Source organism: Streptomyces sp. NBC_00038 (genome assembly GCF_026343635.1).
Classification (GTDB): domain Bacteria; phylum Actinomycetota; class Actinomycetes; order Streptomycetales; family Streptomycetaceae; genus Streptomyces.
In genome coordinates, this window is the sequence record NZ_JAPELQ010000001.1 from 5,355,935 (window position 1) to 5,370,650 (window position 14,716).

At 70.2% G+C, this 14,716-nt stretch carries 14 protein-coding genes and 1 tRNA gene; 8 read left to right on the forward strand and 7 right to left on the reverse strand.

Annotation, left to right across the window (positions count from 1 at the left end; genetic code table 11):
- Positions 1–26: 26 nt before the first annotated feature.
- The 4 genes from OG219_RS24185 to OG219_RS24200 form a co-directional block, all read right to left on the reverse strand.
- A complete protein-coding gene (locus tag OG219_RS24185) occupies positions 27–1,589 on the reverse strand; it encodes a Stp1/IreP family PP2C-type Ser/Thr phosphatase (RefSeq protein ID WP_266836209.1) in 1,563 nt (520 codons plus the stop codon).
- Between the two features lie 98 nt (positions 1,590–1,687).
- Positions 1,688–2,209, reverse strand: coding sequence for an FHA domain-containing protein (locus OG219_RS24190; RefSeq protein ID WP_266829735.1), 522 nt, complete (start codon positions 2,207–2,209; stop codon positions 1,688–1,690).
- 10 nt (positions 2,210–2,219) lie between these two features.
- On the reverse strand, positions 2,220–3,068 hold the full coding sequence (locus tag OG219_RS24195) for a DUF3662 and FHA domain-containing protein (RefSeq protein WP_266829737.1): 849 nt from the start codon (positions 3,066–3,068) through the stop codon (positions 2,220–2,222).
- Positions 3,056–3,190 (reverse strand): hypothetical protein, encoded by a 135-nt coding sequence (locus OG219_RS24200; RefSeq protein ID WP_266829739.1) that lies wholly within the window; start codon positions 3,188–3,190, stop codon positions 3,056–3,058. The genes OG219_RS24195 and OG219_RS24200 overlap by 13 nt, the downstream gene beginning before the upstream one ends.
- Before the next feature lie 459 nt (positions 3,191–3,649).
- Between OG219_RS24200 and OG219_RS24205 the strand changes: the two genes are divergently transcribed.
- Positions 3,650–3,735, forward strand: a tRNA-Leu gene (locus tag OG219_RS24205).
- Positions 3,736–3,952: 217 nt separating this feature from the next.
- On the opposite strand, the gene OG219_RS24210 is transcribed toward OG219_RS24205, so the two are convergent.
- Positions 3,953–4,606: an FMN-dependent NADH-azoreductase gene (locus tag OG219_RS24210; RefSeq protein ID WP_266829741.1), complete on the reverse strand. Its 654-nt coding sequence runs from the start codon at positions 4,604–4,606 to the stop codon at positions 3,953–3,955.
- A gap of 153 nt (positions 4,607–4,759) precedes the next feature.
- Between OG219_RS24210 and OG219_RS24215 the strand changes: the two genes are divergently transcribed.
- From OG219_RS24215 to OG219_RS24230, 4 genes are all read left to right on the forward strand, one after another.
- Entirely contained in the window at positions 4,760–5,122 is a 363-nt protein-coding gene (locus tag OG219_RS24215; RefSeq protein ID WP_266829743.1) for a helix-turn-helix domain-containing protein, read from the forward strand.
- A gap of 140 nt (positions 5,123–5,262) precedes the next feature.
- Positions 5,263–6,702 carry a DUF2252 domain-containing protein gene (locus OG219_RS24220; RefSeq protein WP_266829745.1) on the forward strand — a complete coding sequence of 480 codons (1,440 nt, stop codon included), beginning with the start codon at positions 5,263–5,265 and terminating at the stop codon, positions 6,700–6,702.
- A 424-nt stretch (positions 6,703–7,126) separates the two neighbouring features.
- Entirely contained in the window at positions 7,127–7,921 is a 795-nt protein-coding gene (locus tag OG219_RS24225) for a hypothetical protein (RefSeq protein ID WP_266836210.1), read from the forward strand.
- Positions 7,922–8,072: 151 nt separating this feature from the next.
- A complete protein-coding gene (locus tag OG219_RS24230) occupies positions 8,073–8,402 on the forward strand; it encodes a rhodanese-like domain-containing protein (protein ID WP_266836211.1) in 330 nt (109 codons plus the stop codon).
- A gap of 99 nt (positions 8,403–8,501) precedes the next feature.
- Here the strand turns inward: OG219_RS24230 and OG219_RS24235 are convergent, their stop codons facing one another.
- Positions 8,502–9,635: an acyl-CoA dehydrogenase family protein gene (locus OG219_RS24235; RefSeq protein ID WP_266829747.1), complete on the reverse strand. Its 1,134-nt coding sequence runs from the start codon at positions 9,633–9,635 to the stop codon at positions 8,502–8,504.
- Positions 9,636–10,029: 394 nt separating this feature from the next.
- Here OG219_RS24235 and OG219_RS24240 point away from each other — a divergent pair, with 394 nt between their 5' ends.
- The 3 genes from OG219_RS24240 to OG219_RS24250 are packed head-to-tail and all read left to right on the forward strand — an operon-like array spanning position 10,030 to position 12,988.
- The gene (locus OG219_RS24240; RefSeq protein ID WP_266829749.1) at positions 10,030–10,974 is read left to right on the forward strand and encodes a DUF5819 family protein; all 945 of its coding nucleotides are present in this window, start codon (positions 10,030–10,032) and stop codon (positions 10,972–10,974) included.
- Positions 10,971–12,197, forward strand: coding sequence for an HTTM domain-containing protein (locus OG219_RS24245; RefSeq protein ID WP_266829751.1), 1,227 nt, complete (start codon positions 10,971–10,973; stop codon positions 12,195–12,197). Before OG219_RS24240 ends, OG219_RS24245 begins: the two co-directional genes overlap by 4 nt.
- Positions 12,194–12,988: an RNA methyltransferase gene (locus OG219_RS24250; protein WP_266829753.1), complete on the forward strand. Its 795-nt coding sequence runs from the start codon at positions 12,194–12,196 to the stop codon at positions 12,986–12,988. Before OG219_RS24245 ends, OG219_RS24250 begins: the two co-directional genes overlap by 4 nt.
- A 4-nt stretch (positions 12,989–12,992) precedes the next feature.
- Here OG219_RS24250 and paaN read toward each other — a convergent pair whose 3' ends face one another.
- Positions 12,993–14,684 (reverse strand): phenylacetic acid degradation protein PaaN, encoded by a 1,692-nt coding sequence (gene paaN / locus OG219_RS24255; protein WP_266829755.1) that lies wholly within the window; start codon positions 14,682–14,684, stop codon positions 12,993–12,995.
- Between the last annotated feature and the right edge of the window lie 32 nt (positions 14,685–14,716).

The following is a 14,716-nucleotide window of genomic DNA, read 5'->3' on the forward strand; positions in this document are numbered from 1 at the left end:
GGTGTGACAGGGCCCCTCACGGCTGCTTACTGCTTACCGCACAGCGAGACCAGCTTCTGCTCTTCGTCGGAGAGGCTGGGGCCGGGTGTGGGAGTGGGTGCGGTCGTGGACGTGGACGAGGACGCCGAGGGGGTCGGCGTCGGTGTGGCCTTGGACGTCAGGGAGGTCTTTGTGGTTCCCGTGGTTCCGCCGGCCTCGCCCTCACCGGTCTTGGCGTTGTTCTCGGCTTCGGCGGCGCGGCGCTCGGAGTCCTTCTTGCAGGCGGAGGCCTGCAGGGAGAGCTCGTCGATCTTCGACTTGGCGTCGCTCAGGCCGCCTTCGGCGATGGTCGCCTTGACCTGCTCCTGCATGTACGGCGGCAGGTACTTGAGTTCGATCTCGGGGTGGTCCTTCTCCACCTTCGAGAGCGAGACCCAGGCCAGGTCCTGGCTGATGCCCTGGTACAGCGCGACGTGCTCGTCCTTGGTGCCGACGTAGTACTGCGTCTGCGTCCAGCGGTAGCCGCCGTAGAGGCCGCCGCCGACGACGGCGAGCGCGAGCACGATGTAGAAGGATCTCTTCAGCCACTTGCGGCCGGTGCGCGGCTTGACGAAGTCCTCGTCGGAGTAGCCGCCGAAGCCGCTCGTGTCCACGTAACCCGTGGTGTCGCCGCTACCGGGCGGGCCGAACTCGCCGCCGCCACCCTGTCCGGGAACGGGACGGCCGAGGCTGGAGGCACGCCCTGCGGGCGTCTGCATCGCGCCGTTGTCGTGCATCTGGTGCTGATGCTGGTTCTCGGCGACCGCGCCCACGACGACCGGGGTGTCGGAGAGCTGGGCGGCGAGGGTGTCCCCGCCGTCGATGTCGAGGACGTCGGCGATGATGACCGTGATGTTGTCCGGGCCGCCGCCGCGCAGCGCGAGCTCGATGAGCTGCTGCACGGTTTCCTGCGGGCCCTGGTAGCTGGCGAGGGTGTCTTCCATCGTCTGATGGGAGACGACCCCGGACAGCCCGTCGGAACAGATCAAGTAGCGGTCACCGGCGCGGACTTCACGGATCGAGAGGTCCGGCTCGACGTGGTCGCCGCTGCCCAGCGCGCGCATGAGGAGCGACCTCTGCGGGTGCGTGGTGGCCTCTTCCTCGGTGATGCGTCCCTCGTCGACGAGGCGCTGCACCCAGGTGTGGTCCTGCGTGATCTGCGTCAGTACGCCGTCCCGCAGCAGGTACGCGCGGGAGTCGCCGACGTGCACCAGACCGAGCCGCTGACCGGTCCACAGGAGGGCCGTGAGGGTGGTCCCCATGCCTTCCAGCTGGGGGTCCTCCTCGACCATCATCCGCAGCTGGTCGTTGGCCCGCTGCACGGCGGTGCCGAGCGAGGTGAGGATGTCGGACCCGGGCACGTCGTCGTCGAGGGCGACGATCGTGGAGATCACCTCGGAGCTGGCGACCTCACCGGCGGCCTGGCCGCCCATCCCGTCGGCGATCGCGAGGAGGCGGGGACCGGCGTAGCCGGAGTCCTCGTTCCCCTCGCGGATCATGCCTTTGTGCGATCCGGCGGCGAAGCGCAGTGACAGACTCATGCGCACCTCGCCCGTCGGCTCCGGGTACATCCGCACGGTGCCCACCCTCCGGTCGGGAGCGCGCGGGCGTCCAAGGCGTGGACCGCCGCTGCGTGCTCGCTCCGCTCGCGCTCATTCATGACGTGGCACTACTTCCGCAGCTCGATGACGGTCTTGCCGATGCGGATCGGCGCGCCCAGCGGAATCGGTGTGGGGGTCGTCAGTCGGTTCCGGTCGAGATACGTGCCGTTGGTGGAGCCGAGGTCCTCGACGATCCACTGGCCGTCCCGGTCCGGGTAGATCCTGGCATGACGGCTGGACGCGTAGTCGTCGTCCAGCACGATGGTGCTGTCGTGCGCGCGGCCCAGCGAGATGGTCTGCCCCTGCAACGCGACCGTCGTGCCCGTGAGGGTGCCCTCCGAGACGACGAGCTTGGTGGGGGCGCCGCGACGCTGGCGGTTGCCGCCGCTCGGCGGTGCCTGCTGCCGCTGAGGCGGCGGCGTGGCCTGGCGCGCGGCCGGCTGCTGCCTGTTGGCGTCCCGTCGCGATCCGCGCTGTGTGACACGCGTTCCGAACAGGTCGCTGCGGATGACCTGCACGGCCACGATCACGAACAGCCACAGTACGGCCAGGAAACCCAGCCGCATGACCGTGAGGGTCAGCTCTGACATTGCCCCCGCTTCACCCTTCGGCTTGCCGGTAAATGATGGTGGTGCTGCCCACGACGATCCGCGAGCCGTCGCGGAGCGTAGCGCGGGTGGTGTGCTGCCCGTCCACCACGATGCCGTTGGTGGACCCGAGATCCTGGACGGTCGAGGGCGTTCCGGTCCGGATCTCACAGTGCCGGCGCGAGACGCCGGGGTCGTCGATCCGCACGTCGGCTTCGGTGCTGCGGCCCAGCACCAGAGTCGGGCGGGAGATCTGATGGCGTGCGCCGTTGACCTCGATCCAGTGCCGCATCCGGCCGCCCGGCTGCACGCCCGGTGCCGCGGTGGGCCGCTGGCCCATGGGCGCCGGGCCGCCGCGGACGCCGGGCGGCGGGGCGGCCGGCATGGGCGGAGCTGCTGCGGGCTGGGCTGCCGGGGGATACCCGTAAGCGGCCGGCCGGCCCGGGGCGGGCGCCGCGGGGGCGCGCTCCGGGGCCTGCTGGTTGGTGGAGGAGGCGAGCGTACGACTGCGCACCCGGTACAGACCGGTGTCGAGGTCGTCGGCCTTCTCCAGATGGACCTTGATGGGGCCCATGAACGCGTAGCGCTGCTGCTTCGCGTAGTCACGCACCATGCCGGCGAGCTCGTCGCCGAGCTGCCCCGAGTAGGGGCTGAGCCGATCGAAGTCCGGCGTGCTCAGCTCGACGATGAAGTCGTTGGGTACGACGGTCCGGTCGCGGTTCCAGATCGTGGCGTTGTTGTCGCACTCGCGCTGGAGCGCTCCGGCGATCTCCACGGGCTGGACCTCGGACTTGAACACCTTGGCGAAGGTGCCGTTGACCAGACCTTCGAGACGCTGCTCGAACTTCTTCAGGACTCCCATGGGGCACCTCCTCCTTCGTAGCCGTCCTGGTACAGCTTGCTGTCGTCATCCTGGTGCTGCGGGTCGTGCTCGTGCTGCGGGTCGTGCGGGTCCTGCTCGTCGTGCTTACTGATCGTATCCACGCGCCGGGAAATCGGCTGGTTCCCCCTGTCGGCCCGGTCGACGGGTGTCGACGGCTTCCGAAGTCCCTTCCCGAGTTCCCTGCGCGGTGCCGTTTCGAACTCCTGAGGGCGCTACTCCTGCCAAGGATCGTAGAGGCGGTCCGTGACCAGTGTCCCGCACCTGACTGTGCGGGCTGTCCTGCTCCTGGGTAGATGCCCAGGACCGGTACGAGGTTGATACGTGAACCGGTTCTGCTTGAAACGTGCGGCCGTCGCCGTGCCCGCTGCGGGGGAGGTGGCCTGCGCGGGAGCCCTGTGCCGGAGGGGTCGCGGGTGGCGTCTCGCGGGGGTGCGGGCGCGGTCCGCACGGGGGCGCGGGCCCCGGGAAAGGGATGTGAATCCACCCCGATCAGCGTGCTAATCTTCTCGATGTCGGCAGGCGCTCACACCACTTGGTGGGAGACGGACGACACAGCGAATGCGCGAGTGGCGGAATGGCAGACGCGCTGGATTCAGGTTCCAGTGCCCGCAAGGGCGTGGGGGTTCAACTCCCCCCTCGCGCACCAGTTGAAAGCCCCGCAGGTCTTGGACCTGCGGGGCTTTCGCGTTTTCCGAGTGCTTACGGGTTCTTACGAGTTCTTTCGTGAGATGCGAGATGTGGGACGCGATAGCACCCCGTGTGATCGTTCTGCGTGAGGACAATCACACGGGGCGTGCGGCCGGTGTGGTCGCGCTCCGAAGGGGCTCCGAAAGCCTCCGAAACCTTCGAAAGGTTCCGAAGGGCTACGCTGCGAGGCGCTCTGCGAGTTCCTTGGCCTTGGTGGCCGCGTCGTCGAGGGCCTTCGTGCGGGAGGCCTCGAAGAGGGGGATCAGCTCGGCCATCGCCGGGTTGTGCGGGGCCATCGTGAGCTCCGGGACGATGAAGTCGAGGTCCAGGGCGAGGCTGTCGCGCAGGATGGCCGTCAGGTAGTTCTGCACGAACTCGTAGGGCTCGCGCGGGGTGCCGGGCGCGTAGGAGCCTCCGCGGCTGGCGACGACCGTGACCGGGGTGCCCTTCACCTTCGAGTCCTCGGCCATGGCGGTGCGGCCCATCAGGACGATGTTGTCCAGCCACGCCTTGAGGGTCGACGGGATCGCGTAGTTGTACATCGGGGCGCCGATCAGGATCGCGTCGGCCCGCTCCATCTCCTCGATGAGCGTCACGCGCTCGGCGAAGGCGGCCGCCTGCTCGGGGGTGTGCGCGTCCGGGGCGGCGAAACCGGCGGAGTGGGCGTCGGCGGTGATGTGCGGCACCGGGTTCGTGGCGAGGTCGCGGTAGATCACGGTGCCTTCGGGGTGCTGCTCCTCCCATGCCTTGCGGAAGGCGTCCGTCACCGTGCGGGAGGCGGAGGCGGAGCCCGGGAACACGGACGAGTCGATGTGAAGGAGGGTGGCCATGGGGATCTCCAGGGGGGCGGGGGGGGGAAGTGGTGGGCGTACTCGGCTGAGAAACCGAGCCCGAGGGCTGGGCTTCTGTTTCGTACTCAACTATAGATAACACAGCTACTTACTTTTTTTTATCCCCTTGCGTGAGCGCAGTACTCTGGAGCCATGCCAGAACCGGGATTCCGCGAGGACGCAGGGCCGTGCCAGAAGGTCGACGACGGCATGACCCGGGTGTTCCAGCTGCTCGGAAAGCGCTGGACGGGCCTGGTCGTCTCCGTGCTGCTGCAACGGCCCGTTCACTTCGCAGACCTCCGCAGGGCGATCCCCGGCATCAGCGAACGGATGCTCTCGGACCGGCTCACCGAACTGGGCGCGGCGGGACTGGTCGTGCGCGAGGTCGACGAAGGTCCCCCGCTGCGGGTCTCCTACCGGCTGACGGAGGCGGGCGCCGCGCTGGAACCCGCGCTCAAGGAACTCGGGTCCTGGGCGGAGACGCATCTGCCGGAGAGCGGACCCTGCCCCAGGTGACGTGGTCGGGACGCCGCTGATCTCCCGGAGCCTGTGGAGTTGTCCACAGGCTCCGAGTTGTCCACAGGGTCTGACGCCTTTCGATGACCGGCTGTACGGTCATGACGAGTTGATGTTCGTGCACGGGGGAGGCGGTCGGAATGACCGAGCCAGATACAGCGGGTCCGGCGCAGGAAGCGCAGCGGGCGAGGCAGGTGTCCAGGGCTTTTGCGGTACGTGGATTCGCGGCATCGCCCCTTCAGGGCTCGCCGAAGGAAGAGGGCAAGGCCCTGCGCGGCCCCGTGCCCCGCGCCGCGCACGCGGAGTTCACGGCCGACGCGGGCCGGCCCGATGCCGTGAGCGCCGTGGAGGAGTCCAACCGCGGCCGGATCCCCGGGCTCACCCCGATACGCGTCGGCAGGATGGCGGCCACGCCCTTCGCCTTCCTGCGCGGTTCGGCGGGCCTCATGGCGTACGACCTCGCGCGCACCCCCATGACCGGGATCAGCGCCCAGATATGCGGTGACGCGCACGCGGCGAACTTCGGCCTCTACGGAGACGCACGCGGTGGCCTCGTCATCGACCTGAACGACTTCGACGAGACGGTGCACGGCCCCTGGGAGTGGGACCTCAAGCGCCTCGCCACCTCGCTGGTGCTCGCGGGCCGGGAAGCCGGGGCGGACGAGGACACCTGCCGCAAGGCGGCCCACGACGTGGTCGGCGCCTACCGGCGGACCCTGCGGCTGCTCGCCAAGCTCCCGGTGCTGGACGCGTGGAACGCCATCGCGGACGAGGAACTCGTCTCGCACACCGACGCCCACGATCTCCTCGGCACACTGGAACGCGTCTCCGAGAAGGCGCGGGGCAACACCAGCGGGCGGTTCGCGGCGAAGTCGACGGAGGCCGTGGAAGGCGGTGGCCGGCGCTTCGTGGACGCGCCGCCGGTGCTGCGCCGCATACCCGACGCGGAGGCGGCGGCGGTGGCCGCTTCACTGGAGGAGTACCTCACGACGCTGTCGGCGGACCGGCTTCCCCTCCTCGCCCGGTACGCCGTGCACGACGTCGCCTTCCGTGTCGTCGGCACCGGCAGCGTGGGCACCCGGTCCTACGTCGTGCTCCTCCTGGACCACCGCGGCGAACCCCTCGTCCTTCAGGTGAAGGAGGCGCGCGCCTCTGCGCTGCTCCCGCACCTGGCGACAGCCGGCCACGCGATACCTGACGTGCCGCACGAGGGGCGCCGCATGGTCCTCGGCCAGAAGCGCATGCAGGTCGTCAGCGACATGCTGCTCGGCTGGACCTCGATCGACGGACTCCCCTTCCAGGTACGCCAGTTCCGCAACCGCAAGGGCAGCGTCGACCCCGCCGCCCTCGCCGCCGACCAGATAGACGACTACGCCCGCATGACCGGCGCCCTCCTCGCCCGCGCCCACTCCCACAGCGCCGACCCGCGCCTCATCGCCGGGTACTGCGGCAAGGGCGAGGAACTGGACGAGGCCGTCGCTTCGTTCGCGGTGGCGTACGCGGACCGTACTGAGAAGGATCACGCGGAGCTGGTGGGGGCGGTGCGGGCTGGGCGGATTGGGGCTGAGTTGGGGGTTTGAGGGGTGGGGGGAGGGGTGGAGGGGGCGGGGGGGAGGCCCCCCAAGCACTGGTCCCGAGTAAGCCCGACGCCCCGTGGCCTACGCTGGTCGGGTGACGACGCCGGAAGCCGAGCAGAGCCAGTCCGAGCCCATCGATGAGGGGGCGCGGGAGCAGTCCGGTGCCCTGGAGGGTGCGGCGGACGGGTCCGCCGTGGTGGGGTCCTACGAGACGGAGCCCGGGAGCGGGTCGTCCTTGCAGGCGGAGCCCGAAGGTGAGCCTGCCCCGCAGGTCGGGACCGAGGGCGAGGCGTCTTCGCAGGCCGGCATCGAGGGCGAGGCGTCTTCGCAGGTCGGCATCGAGGGTGGCGCGTCTTCGTCGGCTGAGCCCGATGATGAGACGCCTCAGCAGGCCGGCACCGAAGGTGGGACCTCGGAGCAGACGGGGATCGAAGGTGTGGCCCGGCCCGAGGAGCGGTTGGAGCGGGCTGTGCGGGCGGCCGAGCAGGCGTTGATCGAGTTCGAGATCGCCGTGGAGACCTTCCGTGTCGAGGTCGACAACTTCTCGCGGCTGCATCACCAGAAGCTCGGGCCGATGTACTCCCGGCTCGACGAGCTGGAGGCACTGATCGCCGAGGCGAGGGCCGCGCGCACCGGGGATCCGGAGGACCTGCGCAAGGCGCACGAGGCGCGGGCGCGGGTCATGCCGATGCCGGGCGTCGAGGAGCTGTTCCACGGTTGGATGGACTCCGAGGGACTGTTCCCGGAGGCTGTGGCGATGCTGACGGATCAGCCGGTGCGGCCTCCGCAGCGGGTGCGCCCCAGTGACGAGGCCCGCAAGCTCTTCCGTGAACTCGTCCGCAAGGCCCACCCCGACCTGGCGCAGGACGAGGACGAGCGCAAGCGGCGTGACGAGTTCATCACCCGGGTCAACGCCGCGTACGCGCGAGGCGACGAGGCGCTGCTGCGGGAGCTCTCCGCGGAGTGGGCCGCGGGTCCGGTGCCCGAGGAGTGGAAGCCGAGCCGCAGCGAGGAGCTCTACGCCCGGCTCGAGTGGCTCTCCCAGCGCAAGGAGATGCTCACGTTCGTCGCCCGCGAGCTGGAGGAGAGTGCCATCGGCGCGATGCTCAAGATGGCGCCGGAGGATCCCGACCGGCTCCTGGAGGAGATCGCCGAGCAGCTGCTGACCCAGGTCGGCGAGCGCGAGACGGAGCTGGCCGAGCTGACGGGGCAGACTTCCTGAAGCCGTCGGGCCGACCCGTGAAGCCGGTGATCAGGCTCACGTGAAGCCGGCTGATCAGGCTCACCGGAGCTGATCGGCGCCGGGATCCCTGAGAGGGATCGGGCTGTCTGTGGGGTCGGGTAGCGTCGGAGGTATGAGTTTCGGAGCTGGTGTGCCCACGGTCGAGGTCGGGGATCTCGCGGACGGAGACTTCCTGCTGGACGTCCGGGAGGACGACGAGTGGGAGGCAGGTCATGCCGAGCGGGCGCTGCACATCCCCATGAGTGAATTCGTCGCGCGTTACGGCGAGTTGACCGAGGCCGCACCGCAGGACGGCAAGGTCCACGTGATCTGCCGCTCCGGCGGCCGTTCGGCGCAGGTCACGATGTATCTGGTCCAGCAGGGCATCGACGCGGTGAACGTCGACGGCGGCATGCAGGTCTGGGCAGCCACCGGCCGCCCGGTGGTGGACGACAAGGGCCAGCCCGGTTTCGTGGTCTGAGACGGTCTGAGACCACCGCACAGATGCCGGGGGAGGCGTTGCCTGCCTGCCCCGGCACAAGCGTGAGCCCAGGTGGGCGCCCGCGTGGGCGGTGTGGAGTCAGCCCAGCGGATGGGCGGCCAGCAGATCGCCCAGAGCCTCCTCGTGCGCCGCCGCCGGCCCGAGTGCCAGCTCCAGCTGCTTGGCCCAGGCGTGGTACCGGTGCAGTGGATAGTCGGTGTCGGCGCCGAACCCTCCGTGCAGGTGCTGCGCGGTCTGCACGACCCGCCGTACCCCTTCCGATGCCCAGATCTTGGCGACGGCCACGTCCCCGGAGGCCGGAAGCGCACCCCCCGCCCCCGTACTGATCCGCCATGCGGCCTGCCAGAGCGTCACTTCCATCGCGCGCAGGTCGATATAGCGGTCGGCGGCCTGCACGGCGACCGCCTGGAACGTGGCGACCGGGAACCCGAACTGCTCCCGCTTGCTGGTGTACTCGCTCGTCATCGAGAGCACGCCCTCCCCGAGCCCGAGCGCCAGCGCGCACGTCCCGGTGGTCAGCAGCTCGCGCAACCACTCCCACGCACCGTCCGCCTCGATGACATCCCGGGCGGCGATCCGTACGGACTCCAGGCGCAGTTCGCCGAGCCGCTCGCCACTGGTGGAGATCTGCTCGGCGAGTACGGCTCCTTCGTGGACGCGGGGCACGAGGGCGAGGACGGTCCGGTCGGCAGCCGTGTGCGCGGGTACGAGGGTGAAGTCGGCGTTCTGCGCCCAGGGAACGGCGGTCTGTACCCCGTCCAGCACCCATGCCTCACCGTCCTGCCGTGCGGTCACGGCGAGTTCGGCCCCGTCATGGCCGCTGCGGCCGTTCGCGGCGACGGTCAGCACCAGCTCGCCGCGGCCCGCGCGCGCGAGCACCTCCGCCTTCAGCTCTTCGCCGCCGTACCTCTGCACGGCCACCGCTGCCGCGCTGCTCTCCAGCAGCGGCACCCGTGCGAGCACCCTCGCCGACTCACGCAGCACCAGGCACAGTGCGACCGCGTCGAGACCTGCCCCGCCGTACTCCGCGTCGAGGAGCAGGCTCAGCAGGTCCGCGTCGGAGAGCTTCGCCCACAGCGCCCGGTCGAAGTCCTCGGCCACGGCGCCCGGGGCGAGGGCGGGGCTGGGCACCCCGTCCGGTGCGACCCCCGCGAACACCGCCTTCGCCGCCTCGACCGCCGCCTGGTGTTCCTCGGTGAAGGTGAAGTCCACGGTCCCGTCCTCCCATGCACCGGCCAACAGACCAGGCAGGCACCTGATCTGACGGAGCGTCAAGATAGAACAGGTTCTACGAGAAGGGAACCGAGGGGGGCGGCCGGTCATGGCTGCGTCCCCCGAGACCGGCAGTGACCATGACCCTCCTCCCGGCAGACCGATCGTTCGGTCTGTCCAGATTTAATGGTGAGACGAGTCGCCGTAAGGTGTCAACCGCTGTGGATAACCTCTTGGCGGCTGATGTGGCCGCTGTGGCTCCTGGGGCTGTGCCGGGCGATCTGTCCTGAGTACCGTTCCCGTGCGAACGCCGCAGCGTGGGGCTCGCGGGCGGTACGACGACGCCGCGCGGCCTCGGTGGTGGGGAGTGTGACCGGATCGGGATAGGGGCGGAATGGACGCGTACGACGAGGGCTCGAACGGCCGGCAAGCGCCGGACGCGCCCGACGGGCCCGCGCCTGCCAGGCGCGACACTCCCAGTGCACCTGATGTCCCCGCCAGGTCTGACACCCCCGCCGCGCCCGACCCCCTCAAGGTGTCCACTGCCTCTGACCTGCCCAACGCTCCTGCCGCATCCAAGGTGCCCGGCGGAACCGCCGAAGGCGAACCCACCGTTCCCACCGTTCCCCCCACCCCCGCCGGACCAGCCGGACCCGCACCAGGCGACCCACCCACCCCCACCGGCATAGCCGCCCTCTCCCCCGGCTACCAGATCACCGCCGCCCTCGCCCTCGCGATCGTCGCGATCACGGCCTGTGTGCATCTCGGAATGGTCTTCCTGCACCTCGCGCCCTCGAACACCGTCACCAAGCAGCACGGCACGGCGATCGAGGAGTGGATCTACCCCGAGTTCGAGCAGAACTGGAAGCTGTTCGCGCCGAACCCGCTGCAGCAGAACATCGCCGTCCAGGTGCGCGCCCAGGTCCGTACGCCGGACGGCACCAGCCGCGAGACCGGGTGGTACGACCTGTCCGCGCTCGACGGCGCGGCCATCGACGGCAACCTGCTGCCGAGCCACACCGATCAGAACGAACTGCGCCGGTCCTGGGACTTCTACGTCGGTTCGCACGACGGCGAGAACCGCCCTTCGGGCCTGCGCGGTGACCTCTCCGAGCGCTATCTGCGCCGGGTCGTCGTGCTGCGCCTGGAGCGACTGCAGGCCGGTGGCGAGGACGCCGTCGTCGAAAGCGTCCAGGTCCGTTCCCGTACGACCAACGTGCCGCCCCCCGAGTGGAGCCAGGAGCAGGTGTCCGACAAGCCCGTGATCCGCGAACTGCCCTGGTGGTCCGTCCCCGAGGGCGAACGGCAGCAGGAGACGGCGGAGGCGAGCGCCCGATGAACCGCTACGCCCTGTCGCTCTCGCGCGGCATCAGCCGGGTCACCGAGGCAGCCCTCGGCCCCTACCAGAGCGCCGTGATCCGAATCGGATTCTCCGCGACCTGGCTGCTGTTCCTGCTGCGCGAGTATCCGCACCGCCAGGAGATGTACGGGCCCGACGGCCCGTGGAGCTGGGACATCGCCCAGCAGCTCATCGCGAACAACCACGCCTTCACGGCCCTGATGTGGTCCGACAGCCAGATCTGGTTCGAGATCGTCTACGCCCTCGCCGTCCTGTCGAGCTTCCTCCTGCTGCTGGGCTGGCGGACCCGCACGATGTCCGTCCTCTTCATGGTCGGCGTGCTCTCACTGCAGAACCGCAGCGTCTTCATGGGGGACGGCGGCGACAACGTCATCCACCTGATGGCGATCTACCTGGTGTTCACGCGCTGCGCCCAGGTGTGGTCGCTGGACGCGCGGCGGGCGCGGCTCGGACGGGAGGCACGCGCGCGTGGAGAGCTTGTCGGGCCCGACCGGGTCGGCCCCGCCCTGTGGGGGGTGCTCGGCTTCGCGCTGGCGACGGTGACTTTCGCGGGACGGCTCAGTGGCGGCTGGCTGCTGGTCTTCTGGGGGCTGTGGGCGGTGCAGGCCCTGTGGTGGGCCGTCGGCAGCCACGTGCGCGGTGCCGAGCCGCGGATCCTGCTGGACGTCGTCGCCAACCTCGTGCACAACGCGGCCCTGGTCGTGATCATGGCCGAGGCCTGTCTGATCTACGCGACCGCCGGCTGGTACAAGATCCAGGGCTCGCGCTGGCAGGACGGCACCGCGGTCTACTACCCGCTCCACCTGGACTACTTCTCGCCCTGGCCGGCTCTGTCCGACCTGCTGACCGGGTACGGCACGATCGTGATGCTGGTGACGTACGGGACGGTCATCGCCCAGGTCGCCTTCCCGTTCACCCTGTTCAACCGGCGGGTCAAGAACGTGCTCCTTGTGGTCATGATGACCGAGCACGCGGTGATCGCGGTGGTGCTCGGGCTGCCGTTCTTCTCGCTCGCGATGATCGCCGCCGACGCGGTGTTCCTGCCGACGTCGTTCCTGCGGCGCCTCGGCGGATGGGTCGCACGCGCGCGTGGAGAGCTGTTTTCGGGCGGCGGCGGCCGTACGCTGCCGGGTCCGCGCAAGCAGCAGCAGCCGAGCACTCCGGATCCGGCCGAGCCCACGCACGTAGGCTTCAGGGCATGAACGACCCCGACGGCAGGCTCGGAACACCCGGCGGCACGGACCCCCAGGACGCGGTACGCGCCTGGCGCCGGCTCGCCGACGGTGCCGTCCTGCTCGACGGTTTCCACGCCCTCAAGCACGCGGTGCGCTTCCAGGCCGATATCCCCGTGGCCGTCACGACCGACCGGCGGGCGGCGCTCGCGCTGGCCGACGACCTGGCCCCTGACGTACGAGAGGCCGTCGACGGGCTGCTGGTGGAGGTCCCGGAGGCGACGCTGAAGGCCCTGGTGCCGCGTCCGCACCCGACCTCGGTCGCCGCTCTCGCCGTACGTCCGTCCCGGGCGGCCCATCTGGAGACGCTGGCCCGAATGCCCCGCTCCACGCCCGTGGTGGTCCTCGACAACCCCCGCAACCTGGGCAATGCGGGGGCCGTGATCCGCCTCGCGGCGGGCTTCGGGGCGACCGGGGTGGTCACGACCGGTTCGCTCGACCCCTGGCATCCCACGGTCGTACGCGGCGGGGCGGGCCTGCACTTCGCGACCGCCGTGGAGCGGCTTACGGTGGACGAGCTGCCGCCGGGCCCGGTGTTCGCGCTCGACCCGGAGGGCGAGGACATCCGGGGGCTCAAGCTCCCCGACGACGCGGTCCTCGCCTTCGGCTCCGAGCGCAGCGGCCTGTCCGCCGAACTCCGCGCCCGCACCGACCACTTGGTGTCCCTGCCGATGCGCCCCCAGGTCTCCAGCTACAACCTCGCGACCAGTGTGGCGATGACGCTGTTCCACTGGAGCGCGACCGGGGGCGCTACGGCCTGAGGCCTCACGCGTCCCGGCGTACCTCCACCACGCGGAAGCGGTTGGCGACGAACGCTCCGTCGCTCAGCGCCGCGTTGGCGGCCGGGTTGCCGCCCGAGCCGTGGAAGTCGGAGAACGCGGCCGTCTGGTTGACGTACACCCCGCCCGTGAGGTTCAGCGAGAGCTGGGCGCACTCCTCCAGGCAGGCCTCCTGAACGGCCTGCTCGAACTCCTCCGAGCTGGTGTACGCGCCGACCGTCATCGCGCCCTTGTCGCGGATCGTGCGGCGCAGCAGGTCCACCGCGTCGGCCGCCGAGTCGACGGCGACGGCGAAGGAGACGGGGCCGAAGCACTCGTTCATGTAGGCCGCTTCGTCGTCGGGCTTGGCGCCGTCGAGCTTCACGATCACCGGTGTCCGTACGACCGCGTCCGGGAACTCCGGGTTGCTGATCTCCCGTGAGGGGAGCGCGACTTCACCGAAGCCGGAGGCGGCTTCCAGGCGCGTCTTGACGTCGGGGTTCACGATGGCGCCGAGGAGCGCGTTGGCGCGGGCGTCGTCGCCCAGGAGCCCGCCGACCGACTTCGCGAGGTCGGCGACCACCTCGTCGAAGGACTTGGGACCCTCCTCCGTGGTGATGCCGTCGCGCGGGATCAGCAGGTTCTGCGGGGTGGTGCACATCTGGCCGCTGTACAGGGACAGGGAGAAGGCCAGGTTGGACAGCATGCCCTTGTAGTTGTCGGTCGACTCCACGATCACCGTGTTGACGCCGGCCTTCTCCGTGTAGACCTGCGCCTGGCGGGCGTTGGTCTCCAGCCAGTCGCCGAACGCCGTCGAACCGGTGTAGTCGATGATCCGGATCTCGGGCCGTACGGCGAGGGTCTTGGCGATGCCTTCGCCGGGCCTCTCGGCGGCCAGCGCCACCAGGTTCGGGTCGAAGCCGGTCTCGGCGAGCACCTCGCGGGCCACCTGGACGGTGAGCGCGAGCGGCAGCACCGCGCGCGGGTGGGGCTTCACGAGCACGGCGTTGCCGGTGGCGAGGGAGGCGAACAGGCCCGGATAGCCGTTCCACGTCGGGAAGGTGTTGCAGCCGATCAGGAGGGCGGTGCCGCGCGGCACGGGCGTGAACCGCTTGGTCATGGTGAGCGGGTCCCGCTTGCCCTGGGGCTTGATCCACTCCGCGCTGTCCGGCGTGCGGACCTGCTCCACGTACGCGTACGCCACCGCCTCCAGGCCGCGGTCCTGCGCATGCGGGCCGCCTGCCTGGAACGCCATCATGAAGGCCTGGCCGCTGGTGTGCATGACAGCGTGCGCGAACTCGTGCGTGCGGTCGCTGATCCGCTTGAGGATCTCCAGGCAGACCGCGGCACGCGCCTCCGCGCCCGCGTCGCGCCAGGCGCGCTGCCCCGCGCGCATGGCGGGCAGCAGCACGTCGACGTCCGCGTGCGGGTAGGTGACGCCCAACTCGATGCCGTACGGCGAGACTTCGCCGCCCACCCAGTCGTCCGTGCCGGGCTGGCCGAGGTCGATGCGGGTGCCCAGGAGGGCGTCGAAGGCGGCCTTGCCCTCCGCCATGCCCAGGCTGCCGTTCTCGCCGTACGCCTTGGGGTGTTCGGGGTGGGGGGACCAGTACGCGCGCGTGCGGATCGCTTCCAGCGCCTGGTCGAGGGTGGGCCGGTGCTGGGCGATCAGCTGGTGCGCGGTGAGTTCGGCGGCCATCAGGGACCAACTCCTCCTCGAAGCAGCTCTTC